Origin of the sequence: Streptomyces sp. NPDC093568 (assembly GCF_044764945.1) — a bacterium.
GTDB lineage: Bacteria > Actinomycetota > Actinomycetes > Streptomycetales > Streptomycetaceae > Streptomyces.
On sequence record NZ_JBIWJD010000006.1, the window covers coordinates 75,982 to 95,363 of the forward strand.

At 70.9% G+C, this 19,382-nt stretch carries 18 protein-coding genes; 9 read left to right on the top strand and 9 right to left on the bottom strand.

Going from position 1 to position 19,382, the window contains the following annotated elements:
- Positions 1-29 precede the first annotated feature (29 nt).
- Positions 30-848, bottom strand: coding sequence for a class I SAM-dependent methyltransferase (locus tag ACIRD7_RS24100; RefSeq protein ID WP_403456596.1), 819 nt, complete (start codon positions 846-848; stop codon positions 30-32).
- A gap of 420 nt (positions 849-1,268) precedes the next feature.
- Between ACIRD7_RS24100 and mshA the strand changes: the two genes are divergently transcribed.
- The 3 genes from mshA (at position 1,269) to ACIRD7_RS24115 (ending at position 4,932) form a co-directional block, all read left to right on the top strand.
- Positions 1,269-2,606 (top strand): D-inositol-3-phosphate glycosyltransferase, encoded by a 1,338-nt coding sequence (gene mshA / locus ACIRD7_RS24105; RefSeq protein WP_403456598.1) that lies wholly within the window; start codon positions 1,269-1,271, stop codon positions 2,604-2,606.
- A complete protein-coding gene (locus tag ACIRD7_RS24110; protein WP_403456599.1) occupies positions 2,599-3,099 on the top strand; it encodes a YbjN domain-containing protein in 501 nt (166 codons plus the stop codon). The genes mshA and ACIRD7_RS24110 overlap by 8 nt, the downstream gene beginning before the upstream one ends.
- 147 nt (positions 3,100-3,246) lie before the next feature.
- Complete coding sequence (locus ACIRD7_RS24115) at positions 3,247-4,932, top strand: glycosyl hydrolase family 28-related protein (RefSeq protein ID WP_403456600.1); 1,686 nt, start codon at positions 3,247-3,249, stop codon at positions 4,930-4,932.
- Here ACIRD7_RS24115 and ACIRD7_RS24120 read toward each other — a convergent pair.
- Positions 4,911-5,717, bottom strand: a complete 807-nt coding sequence (locus ACIRD7_RS24120) for an AraC family transcriptional regulator (protein ID WP_403456601.1) — start codon at positions 5,715-5,717, stop codon at positions 4,911-4,913. The genes ACIRD7_RS24115 and ACIRD7_RS24120 overlap by 22 nt on opposite strands.
- Positions 5,718-5,766: 49 nt before the next feature.
- Between ACIRD7_RS24120 and ACIRD7_RS24125 the strand changes: the two genes are divergently transcribed.
- Positions 5,767-6,204 (top strand): DUF2000 family protein, encoded by a 438-nt coding sequence (locus ACIRD7_RS24125; protein ID WP_403456603.1) that lies wholly within the window; start codon positions 5,767-5,769, stop codon positions 6,202-6,204.
- 58 nt (positions 6,205-6,262) lie between these two features.
- Here ACIRD7_RS24125 and ACIRD7_RS24130 read toward each other — a convergent pair whose 3' ends face one another.
- Entirely contained in the window at positions 6,263-7,519 is a 1,257-nt protein-coding gene (locus ACIRD7_RS24130; protein WP_403456605.1) for an MDR family MFS transporter, read from the bottom strand.
- 213 nt (positions 7,520-7,732) lie between these two features.
- Here ACIRD7_RS24130 and ACIRD7_RS24135 point away from each other — a divergent pair, with 213 nt between their 5' ends.
- Positions 7,733-8,494 (top strand): phosphoglyceromutase, encoded by a 762-nt coding sequence (locus ACIRD7_RS24135; protein ID WP_403456607.1) that lies wholly within the window; start codon positions 7,733-7,735, stop codon positions 8,492-8,494.
- 104 nt (positions 8,495-8,598) lie between these two features.
- Here the strand turns inward: ACIRD7_RS24135 and ACIRD7_RS24140 are convergent, their stop codons facing one another.
- The 3 genes from ACIRD7_RS24140 to ACIRD7_RS24150 all read right to left on the bottom strand — a co-directional run bounded on the left by ACIRD7_RS24140 (position 8,599) and on the right by ACIRD7_RS24150 (position 10,490).
- Complete coding sequence (locus ACIRD7_RS24140; RefSeq protein WP_403456608.1) at positions 8,599-9,093, bottom strand: DUF5959 family protein; 495 nt, start codon at positions 9,091-9,093, stop codon at positions 8,599-8,601.
- A 158-nt stretch (positions 9,094-9,251) separates the two neighbouring features.
- Entirely contained in the window at positions 9,252-9,500 is a 249-nt protein-coding gene (locus ACIRD7_RS24145) for an SCO4226 family nickel-binding protein (protein WP_403456609.1), read from the bottom strand.
- A 147-nt stretch (positions 9,501-9,647) separates the two neighbouring features.
- The gene (locus tag ACIRD7_RS24150) at positions 9,648-10,490 is read right to left on the bottom strand and encodes a hypothetical protein (protein ID WP_403456610.1); all 843 of its coding nucleotides are present in this window, start codon (positions 10,488-10,490) and stop codon (positions 9,648-9,650) included.
- A 339-nt stretch (positions 10,491-10,829) separates the two neighbouring features.
- Here ACIRD7_RS24150 and ACIRD7_RS24155 point away from each other — a divergent pair, with 339 nt between their 5' ends.
- On the top strand, positions 10,830-13,586 hold the full coding sequence (locus ACIRD7_RS24155; RefSeq protein WP_403456613.1) for a SpoIIE family protein phosphatase: 2,757 nt from the start codon (positions 10,830-10,832) through the stop codon (positions 13,584-13,586).
- Between the two features lie 124 nt (positions 13,587-13,710).
- On the opposite strand, the gene ACIRD7_RS24160 is transcribed toward ACIRD7_RS24155, so the two are convergent.
- Together ACIRD7_RS24160 and phoU are read right to left on the bottom strand one after the other, a co-directional pair.
- A complete protein-coding gene (locus tag ACIRD7_RS24160) occupies positions 13,711-13,875 on the bottom strand; it encodes a hypothetical protein (RefSeq protein ID WP_403456614.1) in 165 nt (54 codons plus the stop codon).
- Between the two features lie 311 nt (positions 13,876-14,186).
- Positions 14,187-14,885, bottom strand: a complete 699-nt coding sequence (gene phoU, locus ACIRD7_RS24165; protein WP_403456616.1) for a phosphate signaling complex protein PhoU — start codon at positions 14,883-14,885, stop codon at positions 14,187-14,189.
- 368 nt (positions 14,886-15,253) lie between these two features.
- Between phoU and ACIRD7_RS24170 the strand changes: the two genes are divergently transcribed.
- Together ACIRD7_RS24170 and ACIRD7_RS24175 are read left to right on the top strand one after the other, a co-directional pair.
- On the top strand, positions 15,254-16,531 hold the full coding sequence (locus tag ACIRD7_RS24170; RefSeq protein WP_403456618.1) for a sensor histidine kinase: 1,278 nt from the start codon (positions 15,254-15,256) through the stop codon (positions 16,529-16,531).
- Positions 16,528-17,208: a response regulator transcription factor gene (locus ACIRD7_RS24175; RefSeq protein ID WP_015659563.1), complete on the top strand. Its 681-nt coding sequence runs from the start codon at positions 16,528-16,530 to the stop codon at positions 17,206-17,208. The genes ACIRD7_RS24170 and ACIRD7_RS24175 overlap by 4 nt, the downstream gene beginning before the upstream one ends.
- Before the next feature lie 110 nt (positions 17,209-17,318).
- On the opposite strand, the gene ACIRD7_RS24180 is transcribed toward ACIRD7_RS24175, so the two are convergent.
- On the bottom strand, positions 17,319-18,029 hold the full coding sequence (locus ACIRD7_RS24180) for a DUF461 domain-containing protein (RefSeq protein ID WP_403456623.1): 711 nt from the start codon (positions 18,027-18,029) through the stop codon (positions 17,319-17,321).
- Positions 18,030-18,643: 614 nt separating this feature from the next.
- On the opposite strand from ACIRD7_RS24180, the gene ACIRD7_RS24185 reads away from it, so the two are divergent.
- Positions 18,644-19,126: a CarD family transcriptional regulator gene (locus ACIRD7_RS24185; protein WP_003953493.1), complete on the top strand. Its 483-nt coding sequence runs from the start codon at positions 18,644-18,646 to the stop codon at positions 19,124-19,126.
- Positions 19,127-19,382 lie beyond the last annotated feature (256 nt).

The following is a 19,382-nucleotide window of genomic DNA, read 5'->3' on the forward strand; positions in this document are numbered from 1 at the left end:
GAAACACAAGGGAAAGGGTCCCCGGTCGCCTACGACCGCGGCGCCAACGCCGCCCACCGCACCGTCACTTCGCCCTGCCGCCAGCGACCCGGCCCGTCCGTCACCGGCCAGTCGGCGCTCAGGTCCCGCACGGCCCGGATCCAGCGCTGGCGCGCGCCGTAGGACGCGTAGGGCGCCGCGGCGGCCCAGGCACGGTCGAAGTCGCGCAAAAACGCGTGCACGGGCTCGCCGGGGACGTTGCGGTGGATCAGCGCCTTCGGCAGCCGCTCGGCGAGGTCCGAGGGCCGCTCCAGCGAGCTCAGCCGGGTCGCGAGGGTCACCGTACGCGGCCCCTCCGGCCCGAGCGCGACCCACACGTGCCGGCGCCCGATCTCGTCGCACGTCCCCTCCACGAGCAGCCCGCCCCGGGACCCGGAGACCGGGTCGGCCGGCGCGAGCCGCGCGCACAGCCGCTGCCAGACAGCGGCGACCTCGTCCTCGTCGTACTGCCGCAGCACGTTGGCGGCGCGGACGAGGAGCGGGCGCTGCGCGATAGGGATCTCGAACCCGCCGTGCCGGAAGGCAAGCCCCTCGCGCTCGTACGGCCGGGCGGCGGCGACCCGTGCCGGTTCGATCTCCACGCCGACCACGCGCGCGTGCGGCGCCGTCACCCGAAGCCGGGTCAGGAGTTCGACCGCCGTCCAGGGGGCAGCGCCGTACCCGAGATCGACGGCGACCGGATCGGCGGCCCGGCGCAGCTCGGCACCGTGGGCCGCCGCGATCCAGCGGTCCATGCGGCGCAGGCGGTTGGGATTGGTGGTCCCGCGTGTCACCGTTCCCACGGGACGAACGGCGGCGCGGGCAGTCATGCATACGAGGGTAAGCGCATCAGCCGGGGCCTCTCCCGCGCCGGCGCAACGGCGAGTAGGGGACGTGCCGGGGGGTGTCCGCCCGCAGCGGCGGGCGTCAACGCAGGGCTCGAACGGACCGACGGCAACCGCCCGACCGAGGACGGACACCCCCCGGCACGGCCCCGACCCACGACGCACGAGTAGTGCGCGACGCGCACCCCACCAAACCCGCACGGGCCGCCGCAGGCACTGCACCCCCCGGCAGGCACTCCCCCCAAGCCCCCAACGCACCCAAGCCCCGAACAGTTGAGCGACCCTCGGTAACGCCTAGGCAAAAACCCCGACACCCGGAATTGGAACCACTTCCTCCGGTGTTGGAAGCCCTGGAGGGCGCTCAACCCTCCAGCAGGCATGCCCGCAGCCAAGGAGGAACGCCACGTGAGCCAGTACGTAAGCAGGCTCAGGCACCGCTCCCCGGCGACCCCCGCGCGGCTCAGGCTCCACCGCCGCCCCCGCCGTGTGGCCATGCTCTCCGTGCACACCTCACCCCTCCACCAGCCCGGCACGGGCGACGCCGGCGGCATGAACGTATACATCGTGGAGCTGGCCCAGCGCCTCGCCGCGATCAACATCGAGGTCGAGATCTTCACGCGCACGACCGCCACCGACCTCCCGCCCGTCGTCGACCTGGCGCCCGGCGTCCTGGTCCGGCACGTCGACGCGGGCCCCTACGAGGGCCTGAACAAGGAGGACCTCCCCGCCCAGCTCTGCGCCTTCACGCACGGCGTGATGCAGGCCTGGGCCGGTCACCGCCCCGGCTACTACGACCTGGTCCACTCCCACTACTGGCTCTCCGGCCACGTCGGCTGGCTCGCCGCCCAGCGCTGGGGCGCGCCCCTGGTGCACGCCATGCACACCATGGCCAAGGTCAAGAACGCCAACCTGGCCGACGGCGACACACCCGAGCCCGCCGCCCGGGTGATCGGCGAGACCCAGATCGTCGCCGCCGCCGACCGCCTCATCGCCAACACGGAGGAAGAGGCCGACCAGCTCGTACGGCACTACGCCGCCGAGCCAGGCAAGGTCGCCGTCGTCCACCCCGGCGTCAACCTCAGCCGCTTCTCGCCCGCCGACGGCCGAGCCGCCGCACGGGCCCGCCTCGGCCTCCCGCAGGACGCCCTGATCCCCCTCTTCGCCGGCCGCATCCAGCCTCTAAAGGCCCCGGACATCCTCCTGCGGGCGGTGGCCGTCCTCCTCGACGAGCACCCCGAGCTGCGCTCCCGCATCCTCGTCCCGATCGTCGGCGGCCCCAGCGGCAGCGGCCTCGCCAAGCCCGAGGGCCTGCAGAAGCTGGCCGCCCGCCTGGGCATCGCGGACGTCGTACGGTTCCGCCCGCCCGTCGGCCAGGAGCAGCTCGCCGACTGGTTCCGGGCCGCGTCGGTGCTGGTCATGCCGTCGTACAGCGAGTCCTTCGGGCTGGTGGCCATCGAGGCGCAGGCGGCGGGCACGCCGGTGCTCGCGGCCGCGGTGGGCGGTCTGCCGGTGGCGGTCCGGGACGGCCGTACCGGATTCCTGGTCCAGGGCCACAACCCGGCCGACTACGCGCGCGTGCTGCACGCCTTCGCCGAGGACCCGCACCTGTCGCCGCGGCTCGGCGACGCCGCCGCCCGGCACGCCCAGTCCTTCGGCTGGGACACCGCGGCCGCCGCCACGGCGGACGTGTACACGGCCGCGACCCAGGCCCACCGGCGTCGCGTACGCTCCCACCATGGCTGACGCACAGAAGGCGGCGCAGGTCGTCGAGGGAGCCCTGGAGGACGCCGAGCTGGAGTGGGAGAGCCCCGCGTCCGGCACCTACGTCGTCAAGCTCCCCGGCACCCGCAAGCTGTCCACGACGGTCTCCCTGATCGTCGGCCGCCACTCCCTGTCGCTGAACGCCTTCGTCATCCGCCACCCCGACGAGAACGAGTCGGGCGTCCACCGCTGGCTCCTGGAGCGCAACCTCAAGCTGTACGGCGTGAGCTACGCCGTGGACCGGCTCGGCGACGTCTACGTCACCGCCAAGCTGCCCCTCGCCGCCGTCACGGCCGACGAGATCGACCGCCTGCTCGGGCAGGTCCTGGAAGCGGCGGACGGCGCCTTCAACACCCTCCTGGAGCTGGGCTTCGCGTCCGCGATCCGCAAGGAGTACGAGTGGCGGGTGGCACGCGGCGAGTCGACGCGCAATCTGGACGCGTTCACTCACCTGACCCAGCGGCCCTCGAACTGACCTAGCGACCGCGCAAAGGTCCGCACCAACTCCCCCCGTACGACCTCTTCCACGTCGCACGGGCGGCATGGCATGCTCGCGCCCACCGCACATCTGAACGCCGTTCACATTCATGAAAATCCGCATGAAAATCCGCATGGAAGCCGCATGGAAGGGCGCACGGACATGGGCAATGCGCATCTCACCAGACGGAATCTGCTGGCCGGGGCCACGGCCGTGGCGCTCGGCGCCGCGACCGGCATCGCGAGCGACACCGCGAGCGCGGCCGAAGCCGAAGTCCCGCCCCTGTGGCGCGAGTTCACCCGCAGCCCGTTCACCCACCCCCAGATCCCCTACGTCGGCCGGGCCGGCTGCCGCGGCGGAGCGCGCCGCCTCCCGCGCCGCCGGGTCGTCGCCGACGTACGGGACTTCGGCGCCGTGGCGGACGGCACGACCGACTCCGCCCCCGCGATCAACCGTGCCATCGCCGCCGCCGGAAGGGCCGGCGGTGGCACGGTCACCATCCCGCCCGGCACGTTCCGCATCGACGACGTGATCCGCGTCGGCCACTCGAACGTGGTCCTGCGCGGCGCGGGCAGCACCCGTACGAAGCTCCACGCGACGCGGAGCCTCACCGAAATCGTCGGCCCCTACGGCTCCCGCTACGGCGGCGACAAGTCGTCCTGGTCCTGGGCGGGCGGTCTGATCTGGCTGGCCCCCGAGGCCCGTTGGGACTCCCTGGTGGCCGCGATCAGGGCGAAGGCCTGGCCCTTCGAGGGCTGGACGGGCAACCGGCGTGACGAGTGGCGCACACTCACGACCCTGGCCCCGGCGCGGCGGGGCTCCTGGACGGTGACGGTCACGGACCCCTCGTCCCTGCGCGCCGGCGCCCTGGTCCTGCTCCGCCTCGCCGACGACGCAGGCCACACTCTCCTGGAGCACATGTGCGGCGGCGGGCCCGGCCCCGAGTCGTACACCTGGGACGACAAGACGAAGCTGACGTCGTACGTCCCCTACGAGTGGCCGGTGCGCATCGCCGGCGTCCAGGGCCGCAAGGTCACCCTCGAACGCCCGCTGCCGCTCGACGTACGCCCCGAATGGGACCCGCGACTGACGACCCACGTGGGCGAGTTGACCGGATCGGGCGTGGAGGGCCTGACCCTGGAGGCCGTCCAGACCCCACAGCAGCCGCACCTCCTGGACAAGGGCTACAACGGCGTGGTCTTCCAGTGTGCCTACGACTGCTGGGCCGACGACTTGACGGTCCGTCACGTCGACAACGGCTTCGGCCTGGTGGCGGCCTCCGCCTGCACGCTCCGCCGCACGCGCGTGGCGGGCCGGGGCAGCCACCACCCCTACTTCTGCCGCGAGGGCTCGCACGACAACCTGGTCGAGGACTTCACGATCGAGGCCCGCAGCACGCCCGCCCCGTCCGGCACCCAGCTGCACGGCATCAACGTCGAGGGCCTGTCGTCCTACAACGTCTGGTCGCGCGGCGACATGCGGATGGGCACCTTCGACAGCCACCGCGGCCTGCCCTTCGCCAACGTCCGCACCGACATCACGGTCGACAACAACGGCCGCCACGGCGGCGACGCGAGCGCCGGCCCGCTGTTCGGCGCCCGCTTCACGCACTGGAACGTCCGGGTCACCAACGGCCGCGCGGGCATGATCCGCCTCGACGGCCTGGCGCCGTACTCGGCCACCGTCGGCCTGGGCGAGGTCAGGGAGTTCGACCAGATCGACGTACCCGACTTCGCGGGCGACCTGCACTCCCGCCTGGAGCTGTACGGCACCACCGACGTCGTACGCCCGCGCAATCTGTACGACGCTCAGCGCACGCTGTCGCGATAGCGCCCCGGGGGCACGCCCACCAGTTTCCGGAAGTGGCGGGTCAGATGGGACTGGTCGTAGAACCCGGTCGCCACGGCCACCTCGGCCGGCGACCGGCCCTCCAGGAGCAGCTGACGGGCCCGGCCGACCCGGCGGGACATCAGGTACTGGTGCGGGGCGATGCCGTACGCCGTGCTGAACGACCGTACGAGATGGGCGGGATGGGCCTGGACGAGCGCCGCGGCCTCGCCGAGGGCGACGCCCGGGACGACCCGCTCGTCGAGGAGTTCGCGCAGCCGGCGGGCCAGGGCGGGGTCGCGGCGCGGTACGTCGGTGACCGTCCTGGGAAGCAGGTGGGCGCGCAGCCGGCCCCCGATGAGGGTGAGCCGGCTGTCCGCCTCCAGCTCGTCACCAGGCTGCGCGAGCGCGGCGTGCAGTTGTCCGACGCGCAGCCGGAGCACCGGATCGGCGAGGTCGGGCGAGTCCACCGCCGGACCGATCAGGTCGTCTCCCAGCCGGGTGCTGTCCAGGTAGAGGACCCGTTTGCGGAAGCCGTGCGGGGTGGCGGGCGAGCCGTTGTGGGGGACGTGCGGCGGCAGGAGGGACACGGTGTCGAGCGGGGTGCCGTGCTCGTGCCGGTCGAGGTCGTAGCGCACGGCGCCGTCGTCGACGATGAGCAGCGTCCACGCCTCGTGGACGTGCATCGGATACGCGTACTCGGTGTAGTGGGCGTGGAAGACCTCGGTGACGCCCGGGACGGAGGGGCGCCACGCGGAGACTTCCCGGCTGTTCCGGGCGGCGGCCATGCAAAGAACGTACAAGACGTCGGTGTACGGCCGCCGACAGTCTCGTCCTATGAGCGATACGACCGATCAGGCCCCCGTCCGTTTCGACACCAAGATCGCCGTTGTGCTGCGCGCGGACCTGGAGCCCTGGCAGCGGCTGAACGTCACGGCGTTCCTGGTCAGCGGCCTCGGTTCGCAGGTCCCGGAAGTGATCGGCGAGCCCTACGAGGACGCGGACGGCGTCCCGTACCTGCCGATGTTCCGCCAGCCGGTGCTGGTCTTCGAGGCCACGAAGGAGACGCTGACGACGGCCCACGCGCGCGCGTTGTCCCGGTCGCTGCCGCGCGCGGTCTTCACGTCCGACCTGTTCACCACGGGCAACGACCGGGACAACCGAGCGGCGGTGCGGGCCGTGTCCACCGGCGAGCTGGATCTGGTGGGGATGGCGGTGTACGGGCCGCGCAACGCGGTGGACAAGGTGATCAAGGGGGCGCGAATGCACCCGTAGGCAGCCGCGCAGTTCGCTGCGCAGCCGCTGCCCGGGACGCACGCCGGCCGGCGGCGGGTCAGGCCGCGCTGACCTCAGGCTTCGCGTCGGCCGGGGGGCCTGCGGTGGCGGGTGCCTCGGCCGGCAGGCGGCGCATCAGGGCGCCGTACCCGATGGCTGCCGCCGTCCCGACGACCGCGCACAGCCCCCACAGCCACTCGGCGCCGAGGTGGTCGATGACGAAGCCGGACATCAGTGGGGCGACCAGGGCCGCGACCGCCCAGGACAGGGTGTACATGCCCTGGTAGCGGCCGCGTCCGTGCGCGGGCGAGAGGCGGACCACGAGGCCGGTCTGGGTGGGCGCGTTCAGCATCTCGCCGAGGGTCCACACGCACACCGTCAGGGCGAAGACGCCGACCGAGCCGGCGAACGCGGTGAGTCCGAAGCCGTACCCGGCGAGCAGGGACGACACGACGAGGATCCGGCCGGGGTCCCGGCGTTCGATGAACCGCGTGACCGGGATCTGCAGGGCGACGATCAGGACGCCGTTGATGGCGATGGCGAGGCCGTAGTCGGCGGGCGAGAACCCGGCGTCACCCATCGCGATCGGCAGCCCGACCGAGCCCTGCTGGAAGACGAGGGCGACGAGGAAGGACAGCCCGACGACGCTCATGAAGCGCCCGTCGCGCAGCACGGTGCCGAGCCCGACCTCCTCGTCGGCCTTACCCGGGTCCGCCTTCTCGGGCTGGGACTCCGGAAGCTTCACGAAGATCACGACCGCGCAAACGGCCGTCATGCCGGCTTCGATCAGGAATCCGGCGAGGTAGCTGACCTCGGCGATGAACCCGGCGGCCATGGACGAGATCGCGAACCCGAGGTTGATGGCCCAGTAGTTGAGCGAGAAGGCGCGCACCCGGTCCTCGGGCCGCACGATGTCGGCCATCATCGCCTGCACGGCGGGCCGGGAGGCGTTGGAGGCCGCGCCGACGACGAAGGCGACGGCTGCGATGGCGCCGGGGTGCTGCATGAACCCGAGCACGGCCACGGACAGGGCGGTGGCGGACTGGGCGATGAGCAGGGTAGGCCGGCGCCCGAGCCGGTCGGTCATGACGCCGGCGCCGATCGACGAGACGACCCCGCCGAGTCCGTGGAGCGCGGCGACCAGGCCGGCGTAGGAGGCGGAGTAGCCGCGGTCGAGGGTGAGGTAGAGCGCCATGAAGGTGGCGACGAAGGCGCCGAGCCGGTTGACCAGGGTGCTGGTCCACAGCCACCAGAACTCGCGGGGGAGCCCGGAGACGGTTTCCCGGGTGGCGCGTCTCAGGGCAGCGAGCGGCATAGGGTTCCCCACGAGTGAAGCGGCGGCGAGCGGCGGACGGCGGCGCGCGCCCTGGCCATTGCCGAGATGTAAGCAGCCAAGGCGGCACCCGCAACTTACAAAGGGGTGGCCTGGCGAAGCCACTCAATTAGCGGATCCCGTCAACTGTCAGGCCGCTGTCCGGCTGGTGGGCGGCCCTCCTGAGCCCCGAATACGTGGATTACGCTCTGACTCATGGCCGACGCACCGTACAAGCTGATCCTCCTCCGCCACGGCGAGAGCGAATGGAACGCGAAGAACCTGTTCACCGGCTGGGTGGACGTCAACCTCAACGAGAAGGGCGAGAAGGAGGCGGTCCGCGGTGGCGAGCTCCTGAAGGACGCCGACCTCCTGCCCGACGTGGTCCACACGTCCCTCCAGAAGCGGGCGATCCGCACGGCGCAGCTGGCGCTGGAGTCGGCCGACCGCCACTGGATCCCCGTCCACCGCTCCTGGCGTCTGAACGAGCGCCACTACGGCGCCCTCCAGGGCAAGGACAAGGCGCAGACCCTCGCGGAATTCGGCGAGGAGCAGTTCATGCTGTGGCGCCGCTCCTACGACACCCCGCCGCCCCCGCTTGAGGACGGCACCGAGTTCTCCCAGTCGGACGACCCGCGCTACTCCTCCATCCCCCCGGAGCTGCGCCCCCGCACCGAGTGCCTGAAGGACGTCGTCGTCCGCATGCTCCCGTACTGGTACGACGGCATCGTCCCGGACCTCCTGTCCGGCCGCACGGTCCTCGTAGCCGCCCACGGCAACAGCCTCCGCGCCCTGGTCAAGCACCTGGACGGCATCTCCGACGCCGACATCGCGGGCCTGAACATCCCGACGGGCATCCCCCTGTACTACGAGCTCGACGCGGACTTCAAGCCGGTGACTCCGGGCGGCCGGTACCTGGACCCGGAGGCGGCTGCGGCTGCTATTGAGGCGGTCAAGAATCAGGGCAAGAAGAAGTAAGCCCTACTGACAAGGCTCCTGCCTGCGGTTTCTCCGCGGGTGGGGGCCTTGTTGCTGTACTGGGGCCCGTCACTGGGGCCGCCAGAGGCTGACCGCCCGGGCCGTCATGCGTCGTTGTCCCGCCGCCACTCGTAGGCACCGGGGGACGTCTCGACGACTTCGCAGGGGTAGTGCGCGCGCACTCGGGCGAGCAGGTCGCGCTGGTCGCTGATCCACCTCGCAGGAGGGACGAACAACGGGACGGTGACCGTGACGCCTGAGGACGGCCCGTCGTGCACCGAGACCCAGAGCCCTCCACTTGCGTCGGGCTTGAACTTCATCGAGGGAGTCCGCCCTGAGTCGAGCCATATGGCGAACCGCCGGGACTCCAGCGTCGCCAATGTGTTCTCCCAGTCCTCCAGGTCCTCAGGGAGGAGTGTCACCGAGAAGGTCGCCGTGACGGGCTCCGCCGTGATGACGATCTCGCACTCGAGGAAGTCGTGGCCGAACAGCACTCCGGTCTGCGAACGCCCCAGCACTTGTACGGCGACGCTGTGCCCGCTCGTTCCTGGCCGATCAGCCAGGTGGATCAAATCGAGGACATCATCTTTCGAGTCCATGGGTTCCCTCCCCGAAGCGCCCGGATCAAGGATCCTGCCTCACCGGTCCCGGGCCTCCCCAAGCCCCCCGGCAGGACGCACGGCAAGAAGAAGTAGTCCTGGCACAAGCCCTCTGCCCGACGCTTCCCTGCGGGCAGAGGGCTTGCTGCTGTTCAGGTTCAGACCGTCAGCGGCACCGGATGGATCTCGTCCGCCTTGTGCCCGGCGCGTTCGTGGATGCGCTGGACCGCTTCGGCCGAGGGTGCCTCGGAGAGGCAGTAGACGACGCCGGACTCGGGGTCGGCCCACGCCTGCTGGAAGTGCACGCGCTCGTCCTCCTCTATGGCGAGGTCGGCGTTGTGGGCCTCGCGCAGTTGGTCGGCCGTGACGCCCTTCATGTTGTGGTGTACGTCCATGAACTGAGCCATGCCTCGCACCTCCTCATGATCCTCGGACTGCCCGTCCGCGGAGTGCGTTCGCCTGCTCTCCTTCCATGCTGCGCCCGTCCGCGAGGAGCAGCACGACGAGGGGCCCCAGCCTGTGTAGCGGTGGCGTAACTTCCACCGCCCCTCGACTCACGGCCGCTCACCAAGCTGAAGCACACCCCCCACGCAAAAACACAACGCCCCGACAAGCGTCGCCCAGTTCGCGATCCCCTCGTCGACCAGGCTTCCCGTCATGGGGCGGGTGAAGGCGGCGATGGCCGAGGTCATGAAGAGGGCGGAGCCGAGCTGGTTCACGGCGACGATGGACCAGCCGAGATCGCGGGGGTGGACGCAGAACCGGCCGTGGCAGGTCTCGACGAACGCGAGGTGCCCGGAGATCAGGAAGAGCACGCAGCCGATCACGTCCGGGGCCCAGATCAGCCGGTTGATCTGCTGGACGCTCAGACCGTGGAGGAAGGAGTCCAGCAGGTCGACGGCGAACACCAGGGTCCCGGCGAACAGCACGAACGTGCTCAGCCAGTCCACCCGTCCCGGCTCGTAGCTCCACCAGCGCCAGCCGCGGGATACCAGTCGGCCTTCCCCGCCGGGGACGTGGCGCGGGGCGTTGACGACCTGGAGCAGGGAGACGTAACCGCCGGCGTTGAAGAAGAGGCCGCCGGCGAAGTAGATCGAGGCGGAGGCGGTGGGGTCGCCGGAGCCGAGCTGGGCGACGCCCGCGCCGGCCGCGAAGAGGGCTCCGCCGATGACGAAGGCGGTCGCGGCGGTGGCGTTCAGCCGGCGCAGTCGGCGGAGCGTGGCCTCGTCGGCGCGGGTGCGCCGGCCGGTGGCCGCCCCCGGCGGGCGGACGGTGATGACGCCCCTTCGGCGGGCGGGCCGTGACTCCCACACGGCCGTGCCCCCGTCGGGTGCGCGCCAGGTGAGCCGGGTGGTGAAGGGTCCCGCACCCTCGGCGCGCTGCTCGGGTTCTCCCACGGGCCGAGCGTAGAGGCCCCCACCCGACCCGTCCCACGAGCGAAACGCAGCACCAGATGACCCACAGGCCCCACCCGCCACGGCGTCTCGCCCGGCCTGCCCCACGAGTGAAACGCAGCACCAGGTGACCCACAGGTCCCACCCGCCACAGCGTCCGACCAGCCCGTCCCACGAGCGAAACGCAGCACCACCTGGACCGTCCCACGAGCGAAACGCAGCACCACGTAACACCCCAGGCCCCACCCGCCACAGCATCCGTGACCCCCGCGCGCCCGCAATATGGTCCATTGCGTGGACAGCCCATAGCCATCCCATATCACTGATGCTAGAAATGCCCGCATGTCGGACCGATTCGACCGGTTTGCGCGCTCCCGGCTTCGCTCGCTGGTCGGGAGGAGCCCCCGGAGCGTCGCCGGCCAGGTGTTCGTGCTCCAGGCGGCTCTGGTCCTGCTGCTCGTGGTCTGCGGCGTCGTCGCCCTGATCCTTCAGTCGAGCCGGGACACCCAGACCGAGGCGAAGCGCCGTTCCATCGCGGTGGCGCAGACCTTCGCGCACTCCCCGGGCGTCCTTACGGCGCTGAAGGCCCCCGACCCCTCGTCTGTGCTCCAGCCGCTCACCGAGGCGGGCCGCAGCACCGCCGGCGTGGACTTCATCGTCGTCATGGACACCAACGGGATCCGCTACACCCACCCCATGCCGGACCGGATCGGAAAGCGGTTCGTCGGCACGATCGAGCCGTCGCTCGCGGGCAAGGTGTACACCGAGAGCGTCCACGGCCCGCTCGGCCACGAGGTGCAGGCGACCGTCCCGATCAGCGACGCCGACGGCAGGGTCACGGCCCTGGTCTCCGCCGGCCTGAAGGTCGAGAACGTCACCAGCCAGGTCAACCGCCAGCTGCCGATCATCGTGGGCGCCGGGGCCGGCGCCCTCCTGGTGACGACCGGCGGGACGGCCCTGGTGAGCAGAAGGCTGCGCCGCCAGACCCACAGCCTGGCCGCGGACGAGATGCGCAGCATGTATGAGCACCACGACACGGTGCTGCACTCCGTGCGCGAGGGCGTGCTCATCATCGACGACGACCGCAGGCTCCTGCTGGCCAACGACGAGGCCAGGCGGCTGCTCGCGCTGTCCCCGGACGCCGAGGGATGCCACGTCGGCCGGCTGCCCGGCCTCGACGCCGAGACCACCGACCTGCTCGTCTCCGGCCGGGAGGCCAGCGACGAGGTGCACTTCGCCGGGGATCGCCTGCTGGCGATCAACCAGCGGCCCACGGACCGGGGCGGGGGCATCGGCGGAACCGTGGTGACGCTCCGCGACTCCACCGAGCTCCAGGCGGTCTCCGGCCGGGCAGAGGTCGCGCGTGGGCGGCTCAAGCTGCTGTACGACGCGGGGCTGGGCGTCGGCACCGACCTCGACGTGATCAGCACGGCCGACGAGCTGGCCCGGATCGCCGTCCCCCGCTTCGCCGACTTCGTCACCGTCGACCTGGTCGAAGGCGTGGTGCAGGGCGAGGAGCCCGCCCCCGCGACGACCGACATGCGGCGGGTCTCCGTGCACGGCATCGAGGACGACCATCCGCTCTACGAAGAGGGCCGGCTGATCGGCTTCCTGCCCTCCACCCCCCAGGCCCGCGGCTACGGCACCGGCCGCTCCGAGCTGGTCCCCGACCTGTCGACCGCGACGGGCTGGCAGGCGCAGGACCCCGAACGCACCCGGCAGATCATCGACTACGGCATCCACTCGCTCATCGCCGCCCCGATCCGGGCCCGCGGTGCCGTGCTGGGCATGGTCAACTTCTGGCGGGCCAAGCAGCACGACCCGTTCGACGAGGAGGAGCTGTCGCTGGCGGACGAGCTGGTGGCGCGGGCCGCGGTCAGCATCGACAACGCCCGCCGCTTCACCCGCGAGCACGCCCTGGCGGTCACCCTCCAGCGCAGCCTGCTGCCGCGGGCCCTGCCCGAGCAGAGCGCGCTCGACGTCGGCTCCCGTTACATCCCGGCCCAGTCGGGCGTGAGCGGGGACTGGTTCGACGTGATCCCGCTGCCGGGGAGCAGGGTGGCGCTGGTCGTCGGCGACGTCGTCGGCCACGGCCTGCACGCCGCCGCGACGATGGGACGGCTGCGGACCGCGGTGCACAACTTCTCCACGCTGGACCTGCCGCCGGACGAGCTCCTCGGCCACCTCGACGAGCTGGTCGGCCGCATCGACCAGGACGAGGACGCCGCGGAGACGGCCGCGGAGGTCGTGGGCGCCACCTGCCTGTACGCGATCTACGACCCCGTGACGCGCCGCTGTGCCATGTCGCGGGCCGGCCATCCGGCGCCGGCGCTGGTTGGCCCCGACGGGCAGGTCACCTACCCCGACCTGCCGGGCGGGCCCCCGCTCGGCCTCGGCGGCATGCCGTTCGAGACGGCCGAGCTCGACCTCGCCGACGGCACCCAGCTCGTCCTGTACACCGACGGCCTCATCGAGGACCGCGCCCGCGACCTGGACGTGGGCCAGGAACTGCTGCGCCGGGCGCTCGCCGGCCATCCCGACCGGACGCCGGAGGACAGCTGCCGCGCGGTGGTGGACGAACTGCTTCCCACCGGCCCCAAGGACGACGTCGCCCTGCTCATCGCCCGCACCCGGGCCCTGCCGCCGGACCACGTCGCCACCTGGGACGTGCCGCCCGACCCGGCGGCCGTGTCGGGGATGCGCGAGGCCGTGTCGGCCAAGCTCGACGCCTGGGGCCTGGCCGAACTGGGCTTCGCCACGGAACTCGTCCTGAGCGAACTCGTCACCAACGCCATCCGCTACGGCTGCGGGCCGATCCACATACGGCTGATCCGCGACCGCACCCTCATCTGCGAGGTGACGGACGGCAGCAGCACCTCGCCGCATCTGCGCTACGCCGCGACGACCGACGAGGGCGGCCGGGGCCTGTTCCTGGTCTCGCAGATGACCGAGCGCTGGGGCACCCGCTACACCTCCCAGGGCAAGGTGATCTGGGCCGAACAGGCACTCCCGGAGAACCCGGACACCCCGGACCCTGACGCCCCGGCCCCGGACACCCCGGACCCGCCCGCCCGCCGTCCCGCCCCGCCGCCGGAGTGAGCGCTCGGCGGCAGCGGAGCCCCCGCACGGCGAAGGACCCCGGCGCGTCCCTCACGCCGGGGCCCTCCTCTTCGTACGAGATCCACGGCGCCGTACGCCGTGGTGTGTCCCGCCCGCTACGCCCTCACCCGCACTGGCAGGGATTTCCGGACTGGCACCCACACCCGCAGCCCGAGCCGCAGCCGCAGGCGCCGAAGAGCGGGAGGCTCCTGATGTCGGCGGGCTGCTCGGTCGGGCGTTCCTGGGCGGGGTCGGGCGTGGTGCCGGGGGTGCTGGGGGATTCGGCCATGGTCCCTCCTCAAGGCTGGTGCCTGTGCCCATTCCATGCCCGCTTCGCCAGGCGCATCAACGGCGCACAGAGGCTTGCACGCGCCCCGATCAGCCTTCCGCATGCCCGCTCACGAGCCCGCGCCGGCCTCGAACGGAATCGGCGCGCGCCCGTCCGGGCGCCCCAGCCAGGACGGGCGCGCGCTCCACGCGGGTGCCCAGCCGGGACCGCCGTACTCCCGCCGGGAGCGAAGCCGGCCCCCGGGCTGGTGCAAAAAGCCCTGGTACGCGTGCCCGCCGAGAGGAGCTACGCCCCTCGTGCGCCGAGAGGAGCTACGCCCCCTCGCCCGAAACCGGCTGGATGTCCGGCTGGATGTCGGGCTGGATCTCGTCCGCGTGCTCACCCGTCACCAGGTAGACCACGCGCTTGGCGACCGCCACCGCGTGGTCGGCGTACCGCTCGTAGTAGCGGCCGAGCAGCGTAACGTCGACCGCCGTCTCGATGCCGTGCTTCCAGCGCTCGTCCATCAGGTGCTGGAAGAGCGTGCGGTGCAGGAGGTCCATCTCGTCGTCGTCCTGCTCCAGCTGCAGCGCGAGGTCGACGTCCTTCGTGACGATCACCTCGGCCGCCTTCGCCATCAGGCGCTGTGCGAGCTGACCCATCTCCAGGATCGTGGCGTGCAGGTCCACCGGGATGGCGCGCTCGGGGTAGCGCAGTCGCGTGAGCTTCGCCACGTGCTGGGCGAGGTCGCCCGACCGCTCCAGGTCCGCCGACATGCGCAGCGAGGTGACCACTATCCGCAGGTCGGTCGCCACCGGCTGCTGCCGCGCCAGCAGGGCTATGGCCCGGGCCTCCAGGTCGTGCTGAAGGTCGTCGACCTTCGCGTCGCCCTCGATCACGCTCTCGGCCAGCTTCAGGTCGGAGTCGAGGATCGCCGCCGTGGCGCGCCCGATCGCCGAGCCGACCAGCCGGGCCATCTCCACCAGACTGTCGCCGATCGAGTCCAGTTCCTCGTGGTACGCGTCCCGCATCAGGGTCCCTCTCTTACGTCTGCCTCGGGGGTTCCGGGGGCCAGGAGACTGTCGTCGGACCGGCAGTCCTGTCGTTGATTCGGACCGGCAGTCTTACGGTCAGGACCTCCGACAGTAAGACGGTCGTGAAAACGACAGTCGGACTGTCGTGAAACCGCCAGTGCGGTTCCTACGCTAAACCGACGGTGTGATCTATGCGTAGAACCGGCCGTGCGAACCCCACGCCCCTACGATCCGGGCTGTACGCGTCCGTTTCCGCCACCCCAAATGAACCAATACTGGCTCCAAGGTGAACTCTGGGCGACGAGTGTTCGAGCTCGCACTCCGACGGCTGTGGGCACCGCCCGCGTCATGCCTAACCTGGGTGCATGGACGTGAACGCGGCGGTCGCCGCAGCGGCAGCGATCGCCGGGGTGCTCACCGGCGTGATCGCCATGCTGGCGTTCCGCTGGAGCGAACGCGACCTGAAGCGACCCACCCGGACCTCTCTGCACACCGACCCGGTCCTGCCTCCCGGCGTGGACACGGTTCTGTCGGTGCTGCGCTCGTCGGCGGTCGTCCTCGACGAAGGGGACGCCGTCGTCAAGGCCAGCTCGGCGGCGTACGCCCTCGGCCTGGTGCGCGGCGGCAAGCTCTCGGTCGAGCCCATGCTGCAGATGGCCCGGGACACCAGACGTGACGGTGAGATAAGGCAGGTCGAGCTGGATCTGCCCAGGCGTGGCACCGGACGCGGCGAGGCGCTCGCCGTGTCCGCCCGTGTCGCGCCTCTCGGCTCCCGCCTCGTCCTCCTCCTCGTCGAGGACCTCACCGAGGCCCGGCGCATAGAGGCGGTCCGGCGTGATTTCGTCGCCAATGTGAGCCATGAGCTGAAGACGCCGGTCGGCGCGCTCTCCCTGCTGTCCGAGGCGGTCATGGACGCCTCCGACGACCCGGAGGCCGTCGAGCGGTTCGCCGGGCGCATGCAGATCGAGGCGACCCGGCTGACCAACCTGGTGCAGGAGCTCATCGACCTGTCCCGGGTGCAGAACGACGACCCGCTGGAGGACGCCGAGCCCGTCCGCGTGGACGAGCTCGTCGCCGAGGCCATGGACCGCTGCCGGCACGCCGCCGGGACGAAGCAGATCACCATGGCCGCGGGCGGCACCGAGGAGCTCAGCATCTGGGGCAACCGCGGCCAGCTGGCCGCCGCCCTCGGCAACCTCGTCGAGAACGCCGTCAACTACTCGCCCGCCCGCACCCGCGTCGGCATCGCCGCTCGCCGGCTCACCGCACCGGGCGGGGACCACATCGAGATCGCCGTGACCGACCAGGGCATCGGCATCTCGGACAAGGACAAGGAGCGCATCTTCGAGCGCTTCTACCGCGTCGACCCGGCTCGTTCCCGTGCCACGGGTGGCACCGGCCTCGGTCTCGCGATCGTCAAGCACGTGGCCGCCTCGCACGGCGGGGAGGTCACGGTGTGGAGCTCCGAGGGACAGGGCTCCACGTTCACCCTGCGGCTGCCGGAGGCGGGTGCGGCACGCGACCGTGCTCAGCAGCACCCCGATCTCGACGACGAGACCGGGCAGGCCGCACTATCGAAATCCCCCACTTCCCCCGACTCACCTGCGTACGAAACGCTTTCCGCCCCGGAGGTCCTTCCGTGACCCGAGTGCTTGTCGTCGAGGACGAGGAGTCCTTCTCCGACGCCCTGTCGTACATGCTCCGCAAGGAGGGCTTCGAGGTCGCGGTCGCGACCACCGGGCCCGACGGACTCGACGAGTTCGAGCGCAACGGCGCCGACCTCGTCCTCCTCGACCTGATGCTGCCCGGCCTGCCGGGTACGGAGGTCTGCCGCCAGCTGCGCGGCCGTTCCAACGTCCCGGTGATCATGGTCACCGCCAAGGACAGTGAGATCGACAAGGTGGTCGGCCTGGAAATAGGAGCCGACGACTACGTCACCAAGCCGTTCTCGTCGCGTGAGCTGGTCGCCCGCATCCGGGCCGTCCTGCGCCGCCGCGGCGAGCCGGAGGAGGTGACCCCGGCCGCCCTGGAGGCGGGCCCGGTCCGGATGGACGTGGACCGTCACGTGGTGACGGTCTCCGGCTCCAAGGTCGACCTTCCGCTGAAGGAGTTCGACCTGCTGGAGATGCTGCTGCGCAACGCGGGCCGGGTGCTGACCCGCATGCAGCTCATCGACCGCGTCTGGGGTGCCGACTACGTCGGTGACACCAAGACCCTCGACGTCCACGTCAAGCGCCTGCGCGCCAAGATCGAGCCGGACCCGGGCGCGCCGCGGTACCTGGTGACGGTGCGTGGCCTCGGCTACAAGTTCGAGCCGTAAAGACGCCGCGGCGCCCGACAGCGCCGTAGCCAGAAGCAGAAAGGGCGGGCCCTCCGAATCCGGAGGGCCCGCCCTTTCTGCTGTGTACGTACACAGCAGCGTACGTCCGCTCAGTGACCGGCGGCCGACTGCGAGGCGCTGTCGGTCGCGGTCGGCGTCCCGGCCCCGTCGCCCGCGCCGGCACTCGTACCGGCACCGGCGGTCTCCGTGCCGCTCCCGGAGGCCTCGCCGGTCGGCGTGGCCCCGGCGCCTTCGCCCGGGGTAGCGCTCGGCGAACCGCCCGGCGAGGACGTACCCGGCGCCGACGGGACCTCGCTCGGCCCCCAGCTCTCGAAGTAGTGCTCGGCCGGCACGACGAAGGCACGCAGGCTCACGTCACCGGTCTTGCTGAAGGTGAAGGTGATCTTCTGGGCGTTGCCGTCCTTGACCGCCTCACGGCTGCTGGGCAGCGTCGCGGCGGCGTTGTCCTTGCCGCCGAGGATCAGCGAGCCGCCGGCCGGGATGGTCAGGCTGCCCCCCTTGGCGGCCTTGAGCTCGGCGGTCTTGTCGGTGTCGTCGACCTTGATCGCGTCCAGCGTCTGGGCGGTCTTGCCCGAGTTGAACAGGGTGGCGGAGATCGCGGCCGGGCCGGTCGACTCCAGGTCGGGCTGGGTGATCACCACGGCGTTCTGGATCTTGATGTCACCGACGGTGGTGGCCGCGTTGTCCGGCTTGATCTCCAGCGTCTGGGCGTTGTTGCCGGCGGCGCAAGCGGCGAGCGAGGTGATCGAGAACGCGAGGGCGGCGGCGGCGAGTGCGCCGCGTCGAAGGCTGCTGCTCACGGCGGCGGCAACTCCTTGACTCGAACGGGGCGGGCGCGTGAAGCCGCCCTAAGTGTCTGTCAGCGGCCTTAGGTTACCGAGCCGTTCCCGCGCGACCGCACCCGACCCTCCCCTCAGGGACCCAAGTGCCGTCGAAGTACCTCTTCCACACCCGGCTCTTCACCCACCAGTGACCCGGGAGTCACATTGCGGGCCCGCTCGTCCGTCATTCACATAAGCCCCTCGCGAGCACCCCCGCAAAATTTCCGTGAAGGAATGCGCGGCCCTCCCGGAATTGATCACCGAGCACCCGGCCGACCTGGTCGTGATCAATTCCGGGAATCGTCCGGCACTCGACTCGGGACGCCGAACGGAGTAGCGGAAGTCGCACACTTGGAACCGGACATATGTGTACGTTCGGCCACTCGGAGGCGCCGCCGGATGTGTGTAACGTACGCGTTTCACCTCGCCCGCAGAGCCGCTCCCACCTGCGAATACCTTCTTCCGGTCGGCCCGCGCAGCACGTTCCGGTTAGAGTTGTCAAGCCCCGAGATATGCCCTGACCTGCGAAAACGCCATTCAGAACCCGCCGTTTCCGTGTTACCCTGGATAGCCACGGAAGGGGTACCTGTCACATGACGTTCAAGGTTGGCGACACCGTGGTCTATCCCCATCACGGGGCCGCGCTGATCGAGGCCATCGAAACTCGCCAGATCAAAGGCGTGGACAAGACCTACTTGGTGCTGAAGGTCGCCCAGGGTGACCTGACGGTACGTGTGCCAGCGGACAATGCGGAGTTCGTCGGCGTGCGTGATGTGGTCGGTCAGGACGGGCTGGACCGGGTCTTCGAGGTGCTGCGCGCGCCGTACGCCGAGGAGCCCACGAACTGGTCGCGTCGATACAAGGCAAATCTGGAGAAGCTCGCCTCCGGCGATGTCATCAAGGTCGCGGAAGTCGTGCGTGACCTGTGGCGTCGTGAGCGCGAGCGCGGACTCTCCGCCGGTGAGAAGCGCATGCTCGCCAAGGCCCGCCAGATCCTGGTGAGCGAGCTCGCCCTCGCGGAGAACACCAACGAGGACAAGGCCGAGGCCCTGCTCGACGAGGTTCTCGCGTCCTGACGCGGTCCATCCGCCTCAGTTTCAGCACAGTGGCTGTGTTGACTTAAAAAAGTGCCGCGGTGCCCGATGACGTCTTTGCTGTCGCCGGGCGCTGCGGCATGTTCGCTCACAGACGCCGTACGTCCTGCCTCGGCCGTACGTCCTGCCTCGGGGGTATCCCCGATACTTGATGTGCCGGGTCCGGGCAGCTCGCTCGACCGTTGTCACGGAAGGGTTCGGTCGAGGCGTCCCACCCGGCACGCTGAGGCCATACCCA